Genomic DNA, 15,519 nt, shown 5'->3' on the forward strand with positions numbered 1-15,519 from the left:
GATGAAGACGATTATTTTTTTCCTGATGGGCCTGCTGATCGCGCCAGTCGCCGTGGCACAACAACCCGCTGCCGGTACTATCCGGATCGACCATGCGGCCTCGCATTCGATGGTGCCGGGCGCCAAGGTGGGCGATGGTTACCTTGTCATCACCAATAGCGGCAGCGAGCCGGACAAGCTTGTTGCCGCGAGCTCCGATCGCGCCAGAACCGTGCAGCTGCACCAGATGACGATGGCGAACGGTATCATGACCATGCGCGAGCTGAAGGGCGGCCTTGCCATTCCCGCCGGGCAGACGGTGACGCTTGCGCCCAGTTACCATCTGATGTTCCAGGATGTGGCAAAGCCCTTCAAACAGGGCGAGACGATCAGGGCGTTGCTGAGTTTCGAGAAGGCGGGCACGATCACAGTCGACTTTGCCGTCGGCAAGATCGCCGGGCCGCTGGATGATGTCGGTGGTGCGGCCAAGACTATGGATCATGGCGGCGTGGACCATGGGGCGATGAGCATGCCCGGCATGGAAGGCATGGACATGGAGATGGATATGTCCGGCCCGCCGCCGGAAGAGGCCATCCCCGCGACGCTGAAGACCATGTTCGAGCGGCCGGACAAGCCGCTGACAATCCTGCCCGTGGTCGCGGAGAACGACTGGGCGATTGCCGGCTGGCAGCAGGACGGGCGGGGCGGGCGCGCACTGCTGAAGAAGGGCCATCACGGCTGGAGTGTTTTTCTCTGCAGCGGCGACGGCATAAAGGAGGCTGCGGCGCTGGAGAAGGCCGGGCTTTCCGTTGATGATGCCAAGGCGCTTGCGGCCGATCTGGCCGAGGCCGAGAGCAAGCTTGATTCGAAGGTTCTCGCGCTGTTTGCGAGCTTCGAGGGTACCGTCATGATGGCGGGCGAGGCCGGTGAAGGCGGCCAGGGCGGCCATGAGGGGCATGGCCAATGAGCGCGCGCACCCTTGCCGTTTCAGGCTTTGCCGCAAGCGCGGTCTTCGTCGGCGCGCTGATTGCGCTGATGATGTCGCTCTATCTTTCGGAACCTCGCACCGGGCCTTTCGATACGCGATTTTCGCTGGTCGACGACCGTGGCAACGAAGTCGACCAGTCAATTTTCCGGGGGCATCCGGCGCTCGTCTATTTCGGCTATACCCATTGCCCCGAGGCCTGCCCGACGACGCTCTACGAGGTGGCCGATTGGCTGACCACGCTCGGCGATCAGGGCAGGGCGCTGAAGGCTTATTTCTTCTCGATCGATCCGGAGCGTGACACGCAGGACGTGATGCATGATTACGTCACCGCCTTCAGCAGCCGAATCACCGGCATTACCGGCGCGCCGGAGGAGATGATGAAGGTTTCGAACGGCTGGTTCGTCCATGCGGAGAAACTGCCTGCCGAAGACGGCAATTATCACATGAGCCATACGGTTTCGCTGCTGCTGATCGGCGCCGACGGGCGGCTGAAGGGGTTGATCCCGTATGGCACGGATCGCGACGCGGCGCTGGCGAAGATCCGCAATGTGTTGCTGGGCGGAGGAGGGGCGTGAGATGGCGAGCGCTCCCTTTCTCGTATCGAGCTCTGCGGGCGATATCTGCAATGGAGAGGAATGGATGACGTCCATTCAAGAGCAAAATCCAGCAACAAACTTCGACACAGCCAGGAATAAATCCGCTCCCCGACTGTCTAATCTCGCGAGGGCCATGCGCGCCATCGCCTGTCCCGACCAAACGAAAGGCATAGTCTCATGTCCCTGATGATCCGCATTCTCTCTGTCACCGCCCTCGCAAGCTTCGCTCTTGCCGGCCAGGCTTTCGCGCATGCGCATCTGAAAAACTCGGCTCCGGGCGACAAGGCTGCCGTTGCGTCTCCGAGTGAACTCGATCTCACCTTCACCGAGGAACTGAACCTCAAGTTCAGCGGTCTCACCGTGACCGGCCCGGACAAGGGGCAGGTCAAGCTCGGCGAGGGCATGCTGGAGGATGGCGGCAAGGTGCTGATGGTGCCGGTGTCCGACAAGCTCGCGCCCGGCAGCTATACGGTCGACTGGCATGTGCTTTCCACCGACGGGCACAAGACAGAGGGCAACTTCACCTTTACCGTAAAGCCCTGATGACAGCTGATACGGCCAACATCGCCTGCCGTTTCGTCTTCGACGGCGCCGTTCTGTTTCTCTGGGGCAGTGCCGCCTATCTGTGGCTGCTCGTGCCCGAAGGGTTGAGCGGCCACATCTGGGCGAAGCTCCGGGCAGTGCGGGTCGCCGCGGTCATGCTTGCCCTGATTGCCACGGTGGTGGTGCTGCCGGTGCGTTGCGCCATGCTCGGCAATGGCTGGGCGGATGGGCTGGACAGGGATGTGATGATATCGGTGCTGACGGAGACATCCGTCGGCACCGCATGGGCGTGGCAAGCGGTGTTTGCCGCTCTTCTCCTTATGGTGACATGGATGCCGTTACGGCAGAAGGTTGCCGGTACGGCTGTCGTCTCCGCGCTTCTTCTCTGCGGCCTGTCGCTGACCGGCCATGCGGCCATGAATGACGGGTGGCTGCGGGTGCTGCACCGGGCGAACGATATGGTGCATGTGCTTTCGGGCGGCGCCTGGGTCGGGGCGCTGATCCCCGTGGCGCTCGTGCTTTCCCGGCTTGGCGACGACGCGACGGGGCGGGATGCCCTGACAGCGCTGATCCGCTTCTCGACGGCAGGACATGTCGCCGTGGCGCTGGTCATTTTATCCGGGGTTGCCAACAGCCTGCTGATCATCGGCGGATTGCCGCTCGACTGGAGCGTTGCCTATCAGCGGCTGCTTTCCCTGAAGATCGGGTTGGCCCTGCTCATGATGCTGATCGCCGTCTTCAACCGCTATGGGCTGGTGCCGCGCATGGGGCGGTCGCATGCGACCGGGAAAGCGCTGGCAGCGGGGACCAGCGTGGAGATCGTGCTCGCTGTTGGTGTTGTCGCGCTCGTCGCCTGGTTCGGGACGCTGGAGCCGTTTCCGGGGTAGGGGCACCACAGGGAATCTCGAGGCGTCATAGGGCCACAATGCGCCAGAAGGAGCCGATCGGATTCAAGCCCGATTTCCAGTGCCGCTCGCCATCTCAGAAACGCAATGCGTCGACGATGACCTTGAACGCGGGGGAGTTCTGCCGCCTGCTCGGGTAGTAGAGAAAATAGCCCGGAAACATCGGCGACCAGTCGTCAAGCACCTGAACCAGTCGCCCCGAAGCAATGTCGCTCTGCACCAGGTTCTCAGGCAGGTAGGCAATGCCATAGCCATTGGCAGCAGCATCGATCATTGCGTAGGAGGTGCTGAACGTGAACTGTCCATCGACGCGGACACGAAGCTCCTTCTCTTCCTTTTCAAATTCCCAGGCGTAGAGGCCGCCCGACCGGGACTGGCGATGATTGATGCAGTCATGCGCCACAAGCTCCTGAGGTGAGCGCGGAACGGACCGCTTGGCAAAATACTCTGGAGACCCTACCGCCACGAGACGCCAGTCCGGCCCGATCCGAACGGCGATCATGTCCTTGTCCACGCTCTCGCCCAGTCTCACCCCCGCATCGAACCGGTCTTCGACGATGTTGCGGAAGCCGTTGTCGCTGTTGAGTTCCACCTTGATGTCCGGATAGTCCTTCAGGATCGGACACAATTTCGGCCACACCACGGTTTCGAGCGCGTGATCGGACAAGGTGATCCTGATCGTGCCGGATGGCGTGTCCCGGATTTCCATCAGTTCGTCGATTTCGGTCTCGATCTCTTCGATACGTGGTGCGAGCGAGCGAATGAGCCTCTCGCCCGCTTCCGTCGGCGAAACGCTGCGTGTCGTGCGGGTGAGAAGACGCAGGCCCATGCGGGCTTCGAGCTGCTTGATCGTGTGACTGAGCGTCGACTGCGACGTGCCGAGACGCGCCGCGGCCTTCGTGAAGCTGCGCTCTTCGGCGACGGCCAGAAACCAGAGCATGTCGTTCAGGTCTTCTCTTTTCACGCGCACCTCCGGAGAATTTATATCAAGGTCCGATAAGTCCATCCTAATTGCAACGGCTAATAAGTGAAGTGGGCTCGCTATACATTGCCCTCATGACACAGCAAACGCTCGCACTTGATACCGATAGCGCCTCCGCCCTGATGGGCGAGAACTCCTCCGGCCCTGACGCCGAAGGCGGAAATGCTCCCGCAACGGCAGCCTGGGGAGCGGTATTGTCCATGGCGCTTTGCGTTGCCGTCCTGATCGCATCCGAGTTCATGCCGGTCAGCCTGCTGCCGCCGATCGCGGCAGACCTCGGCGTGACCGAAGGTCATATGGGCCAGGCGATTTCGATCTCCGGTATTTTCGCTGTTGTCACCAGCCTGTTCGTCTCGTCGGTCACCCGCCGATTGGACCGCAGTCTGGTGGTGACGTCACTGACGTTTCTTCTGGTCATCTCCGGAACGATCGTCACCTTCGCTCCTGACTACCTGGTGCTGATGACCGGACGCGCCCTGCTCGGGGTTGCAATCGGTGGCTTCTGGTCGATGTCGACAGCCATCGTCATGCGCCTCGTGCCCGAAGATGCGGTCCCAAAAGGTCTGGCCATGCTGAATGCGGGCAATGCCATTGCGGCCACGATTTCCGCACCGCTGGGCAGCCTTCTGGGTGCATATATCGGCTGGCGCGGGGCCTTCTTTGCCGTGGTGCCGCTCGCCCTGCTGGCACTCCTCTGGCAGTGGATCAGACTGCCGTCCCTTCCTCCGCGTCGGAAGGAAGGCTCTCCGAATGTCCTCCGGTTGCTTGCACGTCCCGAGGTGGCAATTGGCATGGCCTCCATCACGCTGCTTTTCATGGGGCAGTTTGCGCTGTTCACCTATCTCCGCCCGTTCCTGGAAACGGTGACGCAGGTCTCGATATCGACCCTTTCCCTGCTGCTGCTCCTGATGGGTCTGGCGGGGATCGTCGGAACCTACTGCGTCAGCGCTTTGCTCCAGACGCGATTGTTCAGCATCCTCGGATCGATCCCGCTCGTGATGGCGGCGATCGCCGCGTTGTTAATCGCATTCGGTACATCGTCCGTCATGACGGCGGTTCTCCTGATTGCCTGGGGCTTTTTCGGCACCGCCGCTCCGGTCGGCTGGGGGACATGGCTGAGCCGGACCATGCCCGACGACGCGGAAGCCGGGGGCGGCCTGCAGGTTGCCACCATCCAGCTTGCGATCACGATGGGCGCTTCTCTGGGCGGCGTCCTGTTCGACGCAACGGGCTGGTGGACGACATTCGCCTTTGCCGCCGTGCTTCTGACCGGCTCGTCCGTCCTTGCCGCCGTGGCGTGGCGGTACGTCAGGAGCATGTGACGTGGTTGCGGATCTGGAAGCCCCCAGCCGCCGCACCGTTCTCGGATCGATGATTGCGACAGCGGTTTTCCCGCCATTGGCCCGAGGACAGCAAGGCAACGATCCAGCAAGCCAGGAGCCGACAAAGGTGAAGATCAGGATGATGTTCAACGGTCAGGCGATGACCGCGACCCTCTACGACAATGCGTCAGCCCGCGACTTCGCGTCCATGCTGCCGCTTGACCTCGATATTGAAGACTACTCGACCAACGAAAAGATCACCTACCTGCCACGCAAACTGACGGAGGCTGGAAGCGGTGCCTTCGGAAATGAGCGTCCAGGCGATCTCTGCTACTTCGCCCCATGGGGCAACCTGGCTCTGTTCCACAGCTTCTATCGATATTCGTCCGGCCTGATCTGTCTTGGCCGGTTCGACGACGGCATCGAACCTTTGCTTATGCGCGGCGAATTTCCGCTTCGCATCGAGAGCATCTGACGACGCCGTTGCGTGTCTGCATTCCCCTTGTCCTTCCCCACGGAGATACGACGATGAACGAGAAGAACGAATCCAAAGCGGCGCTCGACATATCCGACACAGGCGTCGACCGCCGTCACCTCTTGAAAATGACCGGTGCCGGCATCGCGGCATTCGGTGCGATGTCCGTTCTCAACCTCACATTTGCAAAGGCTCAAGACATGTCCAATGGCGCAAACAACTTCTACACCAGCGATCGGGTGACGCTTCAGAAGGTCACCTTCAAGACGCAGTACCAGATGAACGTCGCAGGTAATCTCTACCTTCCGAAAGATCTCGACCGAAATGCAAAGACGCCGGCAATCATCGTCGGTCATCCGATGGGTGCCGTGAAGGAGCAGAGCGCCAACCTCTATGCCACGAAGATGGCCGAACAGGGCTTCGTCGCAATGTCGATCGACCTGCCGTTCTGGGGCGAAAGCGATGGCCAGTCGCGGAACCTGGTCTCCCCGGATGTATATTCCGAAGGTTTCAGCGCGGGCGTCGACTTCCTCGGCACCCAGTCCTTCGTCGACAGGGCGCGCATCGGCGCGATCGGGATTTGCGGCAGCGGCAGCTTCGTCATCAGCGCGGCCAAGATCGATCCGCGCATGAAAGCCATCGCGACAGTCAGCATGTATGACATGGGTTCCGCCAGCCGGGATGCGCTCAACCACTCGCTCACAGTCGAGCAACGGAAGGAAATCATCGCCGCAGCAGCAGAACAAAGATATGTGGAGTTTGGGGGCGGCGAAGCCGAGCTGACCGGCGGCACGGTTCACGAATTGACCGCCGACACGCATCCCATCCAGCGGGAATTCTATGATTTCTACCGCACGCCGAGAGGCGAATTCACCCCGGCCGGTGCGACACGGCTCACGACCACGCATCCGACACTCACCAGCAATGTCAAGTTTATGAACTTCTATCCGTTCAACGACATCGAGACGATCTCACCCCGTCCGATGATGTTTATCACGGGCGATCAGGCTCACTCCAAGGAATTCAGCGAAGACGCGTACAAGCGTGCGGACGAGCCAAAAGAGCTCGTCTGGGTCAAGGGTGCCGGTCACGTCGATCTCTACGACCGCGTAGACCTCATCCCGTTCGAGAAGCTGTCCAGCTTTTTCGATCAGCACCTCGCGGCGTGACCCAGCAGGTCTTTATCGACGAGATGAGAGGGCCCGGACCTGATGTCCGGGCCCCGATCTCGCTTGAGGCCTTGTCTGTCTTTCGTCCATCCGCGCCACTCGATTTGGCCTACGCGCTTGCAGTTTGCACACCTCGGGTGCTCCTTGTGCTCAGAAGAACGAGCGGCACCGCGATCGCATAAAGCACGATCACCGACAGCCAGATGCCGCCCGGCCAATTCTCTCGTACGACGAAATAGAAGGACGAGAAGGCGAGGGGTGCCACGATGGAGGCGAGGCTGACGACCGAGGCCAGAACGCCCTGCAGCTCTCCCTGGCGGGCAGGATCGACCTGGCGGGTGGCCAGCGCCTGAAAGGCTGGCGCGCCGATGCCGGAGAGGGCGAAGACCGGCATAATGGCGAAGATGATCCAGCCCTTTTCCGCAAAGGCCATGACTGTCAGCGCGACACAGGCGCATGCGAGGCCTGTGACGGTGGACCAGCGTTCGCCGAGCAGGCGGGTTGCCGGGCCGGGCAGGAAGGCCTGCATCAGCGTCTGCCAGATGCCGAAGGCGCCGAGCGACAGGCCGATCCAGAAGCCGTTCCACCTGAAGGCATCGAAGCCCCAGAGCGCCCAGCAGGTGCCGTAGGATTCGCCGGCGGCACTCAGGAAGAAGAACACCAGCACGATGGGGAGAAGGCCCTTCATCGAGACGATGCGCAGCAACGGGCGAAACGGGTTGAGGGCGGTGAGGTCGAGTTTGCGGCCGGCCGGTGGGCGGGAGCCTGGTTTTCGGGACTCGGGCGTGCGGGATTCGGGGAGGATGAAAAGGGCGAGCAGCAGATTGCAGGCGTTGAGCGCGGCGGCGGCGATGAAGGGCAGGCGTAGCCAATAGTCGCCCAACAGACCGCCGAGAACCGGGCCGATGATAAAGCCGGCGCCGAACATGGCGCTGGTGAGGCCGAAGCGGCGGGCGCGCTGATCCTCGGGCGAGATATCGGTGATATAGGCCATCGCAACAGACATATTGGCGCTGGTGAGGCCGGCGATGGCGCGGCCGACGAGCAGCAGTGAGAGCGAAGGCGCAAAGGCCATGACGACATAATTGATTGCAGCACCCACCAGCGAAATCAACAGAACGGGGCGCCGGCCGATCGCATCGCTGAGTGCGCCGAGCATGGGGGCGAACACGAACTGCATGAGCGCGTAGAGCGCGGTCATGATGCCGATCGTGGGGGCGACATTGTTGCTCTGGGTCACCTCCTCGATCAGGCGCGGGAGAATGGGGAAGATCAACCCTATGCCCACGGCATCGAGGCCGATGGCGGCGAAAATGACGATAAGAGGTTTGTTCATGGTGGAACTCATGGAATGGAAATGATGAGCTTGCCGGTGACCCGCCCGGCGGCGCTGACGGTCTGTGCTTGCGCCGTTCGCTCAAGCGGAAAGCTTTCGTCGATGTGCAGGCGGAACAGTCCCTTTGAATGGAGGCGGGCCACATCGGCCAGTACCCGTTCGGGATCTTTCGGCGGGCCGCGTGAGAATTTCGCGCCATATTCCTCGGCCGAGAAATCGGCGACGGAGAGGACGTGCGCGGCATCGCCCACGATGGAGATCAGTTCGGGGATGATGCCGGAACCGACGATATCCAATGCTGCGTCGATCCCTTCAGGCGCAAGCTGCCGGACGCGGTCTGCGAGATCAGGTCCGTAGGTCGTCGGGATTGCGCCCAGTTCACGCAGGTAATCATGTTTCTGCGGGCTTGCCGTGCCGATCACGGTGATGCCCCTGATGCGCGCAAGCTGGAGGACGGCCGAGCCGATGCCGCCGGCGGCACCGCTGACGAGCAGCGTCTGGCCGGCTTTGACGCCAACTTCGTCGAGGCTGCGCCATGCCGTCTCCGCGATGACGGGCAGGCCGCCGGCGATCTCGAAGGGCAGATCGTCGGGCTTGTGAACCCAATGGGTAAGGACGGCATGTTCTGCCATCGTGCCCCGGCCATAACCGAAGACGGCGTCGCCGACGAAGGTGCTGGAGACGCCGGGGCCGACCTCGTCGACAATGCCGGAGGCCTCGACGCCGACGCCTGTGGGAAAACTCACCTCCTCAAAAGCGCGATATCGGCCTTCGCGGCGCTTCCAGTCCGAGGGGTTGACGCCGGCGGCGCGCACCGCGATGCGCACCTCGCCGGGGCCGGGATGTGGCGGGTTGATCTCGACGATTTCGAGGACCTCGGGGCCGCCGTAGCGGCTGAACTGAACGGCTTTCATGGATTCTCCGTGGCGGATGCAGGCAAAGTCCGGCCGATCGCGGTGTCGGGCGCGGCGGCCCGGTCTCGCGTCAAAATGGCGCTATCTGTACTGCATATTAAAATGTACTGAGTACAGTAATAGAATGCCGGGCAGTGCCTGTCAACGACGATGTACTCAGTACATAAATCCTGCTAAAGAGTGCGCCATGACGATGCCAGCAGACGAAACACCTTCCGACCGGCGCTCCCGCAAGCGCCTCGCTACGCGCCGCGCCATCTCGCTTGCCGCCGACCGGCTGTTTTTCGAACGCGGTTTCGAGAATGTGACGGTCGATGAGATTGCCGCGGCTGCCGATGTCGGGCGTATGACTGTCTTCAACCATTTCCCGCGCAAGGAAGACATGTTCTTCGATCGCGACGAAGAGGCGCGCGATACCCTGCGTGAAGCCTTGCGGCAGCGCGATGCCGGCGTTTCGCCGATTGAGACGTTGCGGCTGCTGGCGCATCGGCTCGTCCGGCAGCAGACGCCTTACCTGCTGTTTTCAACGGCGAGCCAGGGTTTCATCGAGACGGTGGAGAACAGCGAAACGCTGAAGGCGAGGGCACGGGCGATCCGGGACGAGATCGCCCGGGAGCTGGCGGTGGCGCTTGCCGAAGCCGCCGGCCAGGACCCCGCAGACCCCTCGGCCAAACTAGCGGCCGCCATGCTTCTCGCGAGTTGGAGCGTCGCCTTCATCGAGGCGCACCGGACTTTTCGGCAGGGGCGGGATACGGCCAAGGCGAAGGCCGTCTTTCTCGCGCTCGTCGATCAGGGAAGTCTAGGGGTGAAGGCTGCCATGGCGGGCACGGCTTACGCCTGAATCTGCTGGGCCACCGCCGGAATCAAAAGGGCGCTCAACCCTTGCGGGGAGCGCCCTTTGCCTGTGGAGCTCGAACGCGGCTCGACCAACGTCGATACCAAAGCGCAAGTCCGTTTTCAGGTGAAGCCGGGATATGATGTTTGGCGGGGCGGATTGCAAGGGGCGAGATCGGGAATCTTCGATGATTTGCGTCTGATCGCACCCGCGCGGGTTTCGGGCTCGTGGCCACAGGCTTTCACGCGGCCAGCCGGGCTTTTCCCGCCGATATAAGAGCCGGTGATGCAGCCGGTTCTCGGCGCCCTGCAAGACTCGGCTTCATGCGGCATGACGATGAAGAGCTGCCAGCTCGGAGCGACGATCTCAGGATCGGCGTGGACGCGCCGACCTGTTCGTCGATTCGCGGCGTCGAGTTCCCGGCGCGAGGACAGCGCTGGCTCTGGCGGCCGCGGAAATCGGCGGATCGTTCACATCGGGGCCATTCAGCCGCAGCACTTGGCGGCGCTGGTCGGAGCGCAGCAGGCGGCAGTCTGGGCTTGTTCCGCCAGCCACCGGTCGCGCGGCTTGCAACTTGCCGGCCGGGGTGCAAGCTCGACATGGACGGCGCCGGCGCGAAGGGTCGGCATTGCCGCGCAATAGAGCTGCATTGGCTGCACTCCGTCGCTGACTTCGAATGTCAGTTTGGCCGAATCATCCAGCTTCACATGCTCGGTGACCTTGCGAATGATCGCGTGGAATTTGCCCGATGGCATATGGGTGCGGTCGTCCTCTTCGATATCCCAAAGCTGGATGAAGATCTCGCTCCAGGCTTCCGGATTTGCCCCGCAGTCCAGCGCCGAGAACTGTCCGGCCTTGACTTCGGTGACATGATAGCCGGGCTTCACCGGACGGCCGCTATAATAGAAAATCAGCGGTGAATCCTTGGCGCCTGAGAGGATGCTCATCAGCTCGCCGAGGGCGATATCGTCCTTCTGCATTTTGCTGTTGTCGATCGCGTTCATTTGCGTTACTCCTCGTTTCAATCATTCAAGGATTGTTGAAATATGGATCAACGTCAAGCCCTCATCGCATTCGGCGCATTGTCCCAGGAAACCCGTCTGGGCATCATCCGCATGCTTGTCGTCGCCGGCCCTGACGGCATGGCGGCTGGCGTGATTGCGGAGAAGCTCGAAGTGTCGCCGTCGAACGTTTCCTTCCATCTGAAGGAACTGGAACGCTCCGGCCTGATCGCGCAGCAGCGGGAATCCCGTTCGATCATCTACACGGCGAATTATGAGGCGCTCGGCGGCCTCGTCCGCTTCCTGATGGAAGATTGCTGCTCCGGTCACCCGGAAATCTGTGCGCCTGCCGCGGAGGTTGCGGCCTGCTGTAACCCTAAAATGGAGGAGAAACTGCAATGACGACTGACCGCGTTTACAATGTGCTCTTTCTCTGCACGGGCAATTCGGCCCGTTCTATCCTGGCCGAATCCATCCTGAATACGGAAGGCAAAGGCCGCTTCAAGGCTTATTCGGCCGGCAGCCAGCCGAAGGGCGAGGTCAATCCGCATGCCTTGAAGGAGCTTGAAGCGCTCGGCTATCCGGCAACGGGCTTCCGCTCGAAAAGCTGGGACGAGTTTGCCGAAGCGGGTGCGCCGGAGATGGATTTCATTTTCACGGTTTGCGACAGCGCCGCCGGCGAGGCCTGCCCGGTGTGGATCGGCCATCCGATGACCGCCCATTGGGGCGTCGAGGATCCCGCGGCGATAGAAGGCAGCGAAGTGGAAATAGGCCGCGCCTTCGCCCAGGCTGCCCGTTTCCTCAAGAACCGCATCATGTCCTTCATCAGCCTGCCGCTCGCCTCGATCGACAAGCTCGCGCTGGAAACGCACCTGCGTCAGATCGGCACGATGGAAGGCGCCAGCATCAGGCAGCCCAAGGCGAGCTGATGGGTTTCGATCTTAATCAGCAGCCCTTGGAAGGCCATGACGAAAGCCTGCGCGCCGCACTTGCCGGCGCCGGGCTTCCGGTCGATGACCTCACGGATGCCGGCCGAAGCTTCTACCGGTTTTCGCGCGACGGCGAGACGGTCGGCTTCGGCGGGCTGGAACTCTATGGCGAGGCGGCACTTCTGCGATCCATCGTCGTGCTGTCCGATCGGCAAGGTTTCGGTTTCGGCCATGCGATCACGCTCGGCCTGCTCGATGAGGCTCATAGGAAAGGTGCCGGTGCCGCCTATCTGCTGACGGAATCCGCCGCTCCTTTCTTTCAATCGCTCGGCTTTCGTCCGATCGCCCGCGATGAAGCGCCGGCCGCCATCCTGACGACGCGGCAGGCCGCAAGCCTGTGCCCGGCATCCGCCGCCCTGATGGTTCGGAGCCTGCCGGCATGAGTGCGGTATTTCCTCTGTCGCGGAGGTTGGTCGCCGAAGCGCTCGGCACCATGTTGCTCGTGGCAACCGTCGTCGGTTCCGGCATCATGGCCGATAACCTGACGGACGATACGGCACTTGCGCTGCTAGGCAATACGCTGGCAACGGGGGCAATGCTGGTCGTGCTGATCACCATCCTCGGCCCGATCTCCGGCGCGCATTTTAACCCAGTTGTTTCGATGGTCTTCGCGCTCCGGCGTGAACTGCCAGCCTCGTCGCTTCCGGCCTACATCATCGCGCAAATCGTCGGCGGCATTGCCGGCACGATGCTTGCGCATGGCATGTTCGCACTGCCCTTGCTGCAGGCTTCGGAAACCGTACGATCAGGCGGAGCGCAATGGCTTTCCGAAGTGACGGCGACCTTCGGGCTCGTTTTCGTCATCCTGGCCGGTATCAGGTTTCGCGTCGATGCGGTGGCGTGGCTGGTCGGCCTCTATATCACCGCCGCCTACTGGTTTACCGCTTCCACCTCGTTTGCAAATCCTGCGGTCGCGATTGCCCGGTCGCTAACGCACACATTCTCCGGYATTCGCCCGATCGATCTGCCGGGCTTCATCGTCGCCGAAATCCTCGGCGCATTGCTGGCGCTGATGCTCGCCGGATGGCTGCTGATGGAAGCCCGCAATCCCAAAACCCTCACTGAAACGGAATCCGCCTCATGACTATTGACGTTACGATCTATCACAACCCGGAGTGCGGCACCTCGCGCAACACGCTGGCGATGATCCAGAACGCCGGTATCGAGCCCAACGTTATCGAATATCTGAAAAACCCGCCGTCGCGCGACGTGCTGCTGAAGATGATTGCCGATGCCGGTTTGAGCGTTCGTGGTGCGATCCGTGAAAAGGGCACGCCCTATGCCGAGCTTGGCCTCGACAACCCCGATCTGACGGACGAGCAACTGCTCGATGCGATGCTGAAAGATCCGATCCTGATCAATCGCCCCTTCGTGATTACGCCTGTAGGCACGCGCCTTGCCCGTCCCTCGGAAGTCGTGCTCGATATCCTGCCGGAGACGCATAGGGGTGCCTTCACCAAGGAAGACGGCGAGAAGGTGCTCGATGCCGAGGGCAAGCGCATTGTCTGATCTGCCAGCCGCTTCGCAGGAGCATCTGCGCCAGCCTGATCTGGCGCTGCTGCGCCCGCCATTCTCGACACATAAGCCGCGTATCCTCATTCTCTATGGCTCGCTGCGCGCAGTCTCCTACAGCCGTTTCCTCGCCCATGAGGCGGGGAGGCTGCTGGAGCATTTCGGCTGCGAAGTGCGTATATTCAATCCCGAGGGCCTGCCGCTGCCGGACGACGCACCGGTGACACATCCCAAGGTGCAGGAACTGCGGGAACTGTCGCAATGGTCCGAAGGCCAGGTCTGGGTGAGCCCGGAGCGTCACGGCGCGATGACCGGGATCATGAAGGCGCAGATCGACTGGATTCCGTTATCGGTGGGATCGGTTCGGCCGACGCAGGGCAAGACGCTTGCTGTCATGCAGGTCTCAGGCGGTTCGCAATCCTTCAACGCGATCGGCCAATTGCGCATCCTCGGCCGCTGGATGCGCATGATTACTATCCCCAATCAGTCGTCGGTGGCGAAGGCCTTTCAGGAATTCGATGCCGAAGGCCGCATGAAACCCTCATCCTATTACGACCGCGTCGTTGATGTTTGCGAAGAGCTTGTGAAATTCACGATCCTGACGCGCGACGCCTCTCATTACCTCACCGACCGCTACAGCGAGCGGAAGGAAGAGGCTGAAAAACTAGAAATGCGCGTGAGCCTCAAATCCATATGACCACGACCATTGCCGAAAGACCGCCCGTCGCCGCCATCCTCGCCCTCGGTCTGACACAGATCATCGGTTACGGGTCGCTCTATTATAGCTTCAGTATTCTCGCGCCGAGCATGGCGCGGGATTTGAACTGGTCTTCGGAATGGATATTTGGCGCGCTGTCGGCCGCGCTCCTTATCGGCGGCCTCGCCGCACCAACAATGGGAAAATGGATCGATCGCTTCGGCGCCGGCCGCGTGATGACGGGTGGCTCGGCGATCGCCGCCGCGGCACTGGCGGCCTGTGCCCTCTCGTCCGGCAAAATCGCTTTCGTCGCCACACTGATCGCCATCGAGACGGCATCCAATCTGGTGCAATATGGTGCGGCCTTCGCACTGCTGGTGCAGATCAGGCCGAAGGTTGCCCAGCGCAGCATCACCTATCTGACGCTGATCGCCGGCTTTGCCTCGACTATCTTCTGGCCGATCACGACCGCGCTCCACGCGCATATGTCATGGCAGGCGGTTTATCTCTGCTTTGCCGCGCTTAACATCGCGGTCTGCCTGCCCATTCACGCCTGGCTGGCCTTCGGCGCCAGCAAGAGCCGCAAAGACACTGCCGGCGGGCCGACAAGGCATGTGGAACCCAGCCTTGCGCCATCGATCCGGACGCCGGCCTTTGTGTTGATGGTGACAGGCTTTGCGTTGGAAAGCTTCGTCAACGCCGCGCTTCTCGTCCACATGGTTCCCGTGCTGTCAGGTCTTGGCCTTGGCGCCATGGCGGTGATGGTCGGCACGCTGTTTGGTCCCTCGCAGGTGTTGAGCCGCTTCACGAACATGGTCTTTGGGGGCGGCCTCTCGCAGTTGACGCTGGCGCTCATCTCCGCGGTGCTGCTGCCGGCGGCGCTGGTCATCCTGATCATCACGGCCCCATCCGTACCTGGCGCACTGGTGTTCGCGGTGGTCTTTGGTCTCGGCTCCGGCCTGAGCAGCATCGTGCAGGGAACGCTTCCGCTGGCGCTCTTCGGCAGTGAGGGTTACGGCAGGCGACAGGGACAGGTGTTGGCGATCCGGTTGGTCATCTCGTCGACTGCACCGTTTATCCTGGCATTCCTGATGGAGACCATCGGGGTGTCGTGGTCGCTCACGGTTGCAGCCATCGTCGGTGCCGTTGCCGTCCTTGCGTTCATCGCGATTGGCCGGCTGGCGCAGTTGCTTGACCGATCGCATCACACCCTCGGTCGTGCAGAGACCTAGCCCCGGATCCGAACGCAGTTTGAGAAACGCCTTCGGCGCGTCAG

Annotated in this window: 20 protein-coding genes; 15 read left to right on the forward strand and 5 right to left on the reverse strand. The window is 61.8% G+C overall.

Annotated elements, in window-relative coordinates; genetic code table 11:
* The first annotated feature begins 1 nt into the window (after nt 1).
* From AC1DUP_RS22855 to copD, 4 genes are all read left to right on the forward strand, one after another.
* Complete coding sequence (locus AC1DUP_RS22855; RefSeq protein WP_477834637.1) at nt 2-946, forward strand: copper uptake system-associated protein; 945 nt, start codon at nt 2-4, stop codon at nt 944-946.
* Entirely contained in the window at nt 943-1,542 is a 600-nt protein-coding gene (locus tag AC1DUP_RS22860; RefSeq protein ID WP_477834639.1) for an SCO family protein, read from the forward strand. Before AC1DUP_RS22855 ends, AC1DUP_RS22860 begins: the two co-directional genes overlap by 4 nt.
* A gap of 198 nt (nt 1,543-1,740) precedes the next feature.
* Nucleotides 1,741-2,106 carry a copper homeostasis periplasmic binding protein CopC gene (gene copC / locus AC1DUP_RS22865; RefSeq protein ID WP_113507829.1) on the forward strand — a complete coding sequence of 122 codons (366 nt, stop codon included), beginning with the start codon at nt 1,741-1,743 and terminating at the stop codon, nt 2,104-2,106.
* Nucleotides 2,106-2,993 (forward strand): copper homeostasis membrane protein CopD, encoded by an 888-nt coding sequence (copD, locus tag AC1DUP_RS22870; protein ID WP_477834641.1) that lies wholly within the window; start codon nt 2,106-2,108, stop codon nt 2,991-2,993. Before copC ends, copD begins: the two co-directional genes overlap by 1 nt.
* A 94-nt stretch (nt 2,994-3,087) precedes the next feature.
* On the opposite strand, the gene AC1DUP_RS22875 is transcribed toward copD, so the two are convergent.
* On the reverse strand, nt 3,088-3,975 hold the full coding sequence (locus tag AC1DUP_RS22875; RefSeq protein WP_113311016.1) for a LysR family transcriptional regulator: 888 nt from the start codon (nt 3,973-3,975) through the stop codon (nt 3,088-3,090).
* 140 nt (nt 3,976-4,115) lie between these two features.
* Between AC1DUP_RS22875 and AC1DUP_RS22880 the strand changes: the two genes are divergently transcribed.
* The 3 genes from AC1DUP_RS22880 to AC1DUP_RS22890 are packed head-to-tail and all read left to right on the forward strand — an operon-like array spanning nt 4,116 to nt 6,959.
* Nucleotides 4,116-5,315: an MFS transporter gene (locus AC1DUP_RS22880; protein WP_477834841.1), complete on the forward strand. Its 1,200-nt coding sequence runs from the start codon at nt 4,116-4,118 to the stop codon at nt 5,313-5,315.
* Nucleotides 5,316-5,364: 49 nt separating this feature from the next.
* A complete protein-coding gene (locus AC1DUP_RS22885) occupies nt 5,365-5,790 on the forward strand; it encodes a cyclophilin-like fold protein (RefSeq protein WP_477834843.1) in 426 nt (141 codons plus the stop codon).
* A 53-nt stretch (nt 5,791-5,843) separates the two neighbouring features.
* Complete coding sequence (locus AC1DUP_RS22890; protein ID WP_477834644.1) at nt 5,844-6,959, forward strand: alpha/beta hydrolase; 1,116 nt, start codon at nt 5,844-5,846, stop codon at nt 6,957-6,959.
* Nucleotides 6,960-7,068: 109 nt separating this feature from the next.
* Here AC1DUP_RS22890 and AC1DUP_RS22895 read toward each other — a convergent pair whose 3' ends face one another.
* A complete protein-coding gene (locus AC1DUP_RS22895; protein WP_477834646.1) occupies nt 7,069-8,295 on the reverse strand; it encodes a TCR/Tet family MFS transporter in 1,227 nt (408 codons plus the stop codon).
* An 8-nt stretch (nt 8,296-8,303) separates the two neighbouring features.
* Nucleotides 8,304-9,209: an NADP-dependent oxidoreductase gene (locus AC1DUP_RS22900; RefSeq protein WP_477834648.1), complete on the reverse strand. Its 906-nt coding sequence runs from the start codon at nt 9,207-9,209 to the stop codon at nt 8,304-8,306.
* Nucleotides 9,210-9,396: 187 nt separating this feature from the next.
* Between AC1DUP_RS22900 and AC1DUP_RS22905 the strand changes: the two genes are divergently transcribed.
* The gene (locus AC1DUP_RS22905) at nt 9,397-10,050 is read left to right on the forward strand and encodes a TetR/AcrR family transcriptional regulator (RefSeq protein ID WP_477834650.1); all 654 of its coding nucleotides are present in this window, start codon (nt 9,397-9,399) and stop codon (nt 10,048-10,050) included.
* Here the strand turns inward: AC1DUP_RS22905 and AC1DUP_RS22910 are convergent.
* Both AC1DUP_RS22910 and AC1DUP_RS22915 read right to left on the reverse strand, forming a co-directional pair.
* A complete protein-coding gene (locus AC1DUP_RS22910; RefSeq protein WP_477834652.1) occupies nt 10,009-10,356 on the reverse strand; it encodes a pyridoxine 5'-phosphate oxidase C-terminal domain-containing protein in 348 nt (115 codons plus the stop codon). The two genes, AC1DUP_RS22905 and AC1DUP_RS22910, sit on opposite strands and share 42 nt — an antisense overlap.
* Before the next feature lie 173 nt (nt 10,357-10,529).
* Nucleotides 10,530-11,048: a DUF6428 family protein gene (locus AC1DUP_RS22915; RefSeq protein ID WP_477834654.1), complete on the reverse strand. Its 519-nt coding sequence runs from the start codon at nt 11,046-11,048 to the stop codon at nt 10,530-10,532.
* A 42-nt stretch (nt 11,049-11,090) separates the two neighbouring features.
* On the opposite strand from AC1DUP_RS22915, the gene AC1DUP_RS22920 reads away from it, so the two are divergent.
* Genes AC1DUP_RS22920 through arsK form a run of 7 tightly spaced genes read left to right on the forward strand, consistent with a single transcriptional unit; the run spans nt 11,091 to nt 15,475 of the window.
* Nucleotides 11,091-11,447 carry an ArsR/SmtB family transcription factor gene (locus tag AC1DUP_RS22920; RefSeq protein WP_477834656.1) on the forward strand — a complete coding sequence of 119 codons (357 nt, stop codon included), beginning with the start codon at nt 11,091-11,093 and terminating at the stop codon, nt 11,445-11,447.
* Nucleotides 11,444-11,974 (forward strand): arsenate reductase ArsC, encoded by a 531-nt coding sequence (locus AC1DUP_RS22925; RefSeq protein ID WP_477834658.1) that lies wholly within the window; start codon nt 11,444-11,446, stop codon nt 11,972-11,974. The genes AC1DUP_RS22920 and AC1DUP_RS22925 overlap by 4 nt, the downstream gene beginning before the upstream one ends.
* Nucleotides 11,974-12,417, forward strand: a complete 444-nt coding sequence (gene arsN2 / locus AC1DUP_RS22930) for an arsenic resistance N-acetyltransferase ArsN2 (RefSeq protein ID WP_477834660.1) — start codon at nt 11,974-11,976, stop codon at nt 12,415-12,417. The genes AC1DUP_RS22925 and arsN2 overlap by 1 nt, the downstream gene beginning before the upstream one ends.
* The gene (locus tag AC1DUP_RS22935) at nt 12,414-13,118 is read left to right on the forward strand and encodes an aquaporin (RefSeq protein ID WP_477834662.1); all 705 of its coding nucleotides are present in this window, start codon (nt 12,414-12,416) and stop codon (nt 13,116-13,118) included. Before arsN2 ends, AC1DUP_RS22935 begins: the two co-directional genes overlap by 4 nt.
* Nucleotides 13,115-13,543 carry an arsenate reductase (glutaredoxin) gene (gene arsC / locus AC1DUP_RS22940; RefSeq protein WP_477834664.1) on the forward strand — a complete coding sequence of 143 codons (429 nt, stop codon included), beginning with the start codon at nt 13,115-13,117 and terminating at the stop codon, nt 13,541-13,543. Before AC1DUP_RS22935 ends, arsC begins: the two co-directional genes overlap by 4 nt.
* Nucleotides 13,518-14,243 carry an arsenical resistance protein ArsH gene (gene arsH, locus AC1DUP_RS22945; protein WP_477834666.1) on the forward strand — a complete coding sequence of 242 codons (726 nt, stop codon included), beginning with the start codon at nt 13,518-13,520 and terminating at the stop codon, nt 14,241-14,243. Before arsC ends, arsH begins: the two co-directional genes overlap by 26 nt.
* Entirely contained in the window at nt 14,240-15,475 is a 1,236-nt protein-coding gene (gene arsK / locus AC1DUP_RS22950; protein ID WP_477834668.1) for an arsenite efflux MFS transporter ArsK, read from the forward strand. The genes arsH and arsK overlap by 4 nt, the downstream gene beginning before the upstream one ends.
* Nucleotides 15,476-15,519 lie beyond the last annotated feature (44 nt).

Source organism: Rhizobium sp. 01L419 (assembly GCF_056400025.1).

Bases quoted from the DNA above. Each gene is read 5' to 3' on its own strand.
- AC1DUP_RS22925 (WP_477834658.1), top strand. From the start codon at position 11,444: ATGACGACTGACCGCGTTTACAATGTGCTCTTTCTCTGCACGGGCAAT.
- arsH (WP_477834666.1), top strand. From the start codon at position 13,518: ATGCCGAGGGCAAGCGCATTGTCTGATCTGCCAGCCGCTTCGCAGGAG.
- AC1DUP_RS22895 (WP_477834646.1), bottom strand. From the start codon at position 8,295: ATGAACAAACCTCTTATCGTCATTTTCGCCGCCATCGGCCTCGATGCC.
- AC1DUP_RS22920 (WP_477834656.1), top strand. From the start codon at position 11,091: ATGGATCAACGTCAAGCCCTCATCGCATTCGGCGCATTGTCCCAGGAA.
- arsK (WP_477834668.1), top strand. From the start codon at position 14,240: ATGACCACGACCATTGCCGAAAGACCGCCCGTCGCCGCCATCCTCGCC.
- AC1DUP_RS22855 (WP_477834637.1), top strand. From the start codon at position 2: ATGAAGACGATTATTTTTTTCCTGATGGGCCTGCTGATCGCGCCAGTC.
- AC1DUP_RS22900 (WP_477834648.1), bottom strand. From the start codon at position 9,209: ATGAAAGCCGTTCAGTTCAGCCGCTACGGCGGCCCCGAGGTCCTCGAA.
- arsN2 (WP_477834660.1), top strand. From the start codon at position 11,974: ATGGGTTTCGATCTTAATCAGCAGCCCTTGGAAGGCCATGACGAAAGC.
- AC1DUP_RS22890 (WP_477834644.1), top strand. From the start codon at position 5,844: ATGAACGAGAAGAACGAATCCAAAGCGGCGCTCGACATATCCGACACA.
- copD (WP_477834641.1), top strand. From the start codon at position 2,106: ATGACAGCTGATACGGCCAACATCGCCTGCCGTTTCGTCTTCGACGGC.
- AC1DUP_RS22915 (WP_477834654.1), bottom strand. From the start codon at position 11,048: ATGAACGCGATCGACAACAGCAAAATGCAGAAGGACGATATCGCCCTC.
- AC1DUP_RS22905 (WP_477834650.1), top strand. From the start codon at position 9,397: ATGACGATGCCAGCAGACGAAACACCTTCCGACCGGCGCTCCCGCAAG.
- arsC (WP_477834664.1), top strand. From the start codon at position 13,115: ATGACTATTGACGTTACGATCTATCACAACCCGGAGTGCGGCACCTCG.
- AC1DUP_RS22880 (WP_477834841.1), top strand. From the start codon at position 4,116: ATGGGCGAGAACTCCTCCGGCCCTGACGCCGAAGGCGGAAATGCTCCC.
- AC1DUP_RS22885 (WP_477834843.1), top strand. From the start codon at position 5,365: ATGATTGCGACAGCGGTTTTCCCGCCATTGGCCCGAGGACAGCAAGGC.
- AC1DUP_RS22860 (WP_477834639.1), top strand. From the start codon at position 943: ATGAGCGCGCGCACCCTTGCCGTTTCAGGCTTTGCCGCAAGCGCGGTC.
- copC (WP_113507829.1), top strand. From the start codon at position 1,741: ATGTCCCTGATGATCCGCATTCTCTCTGTCACCGCCCTCGCAAGCTTC.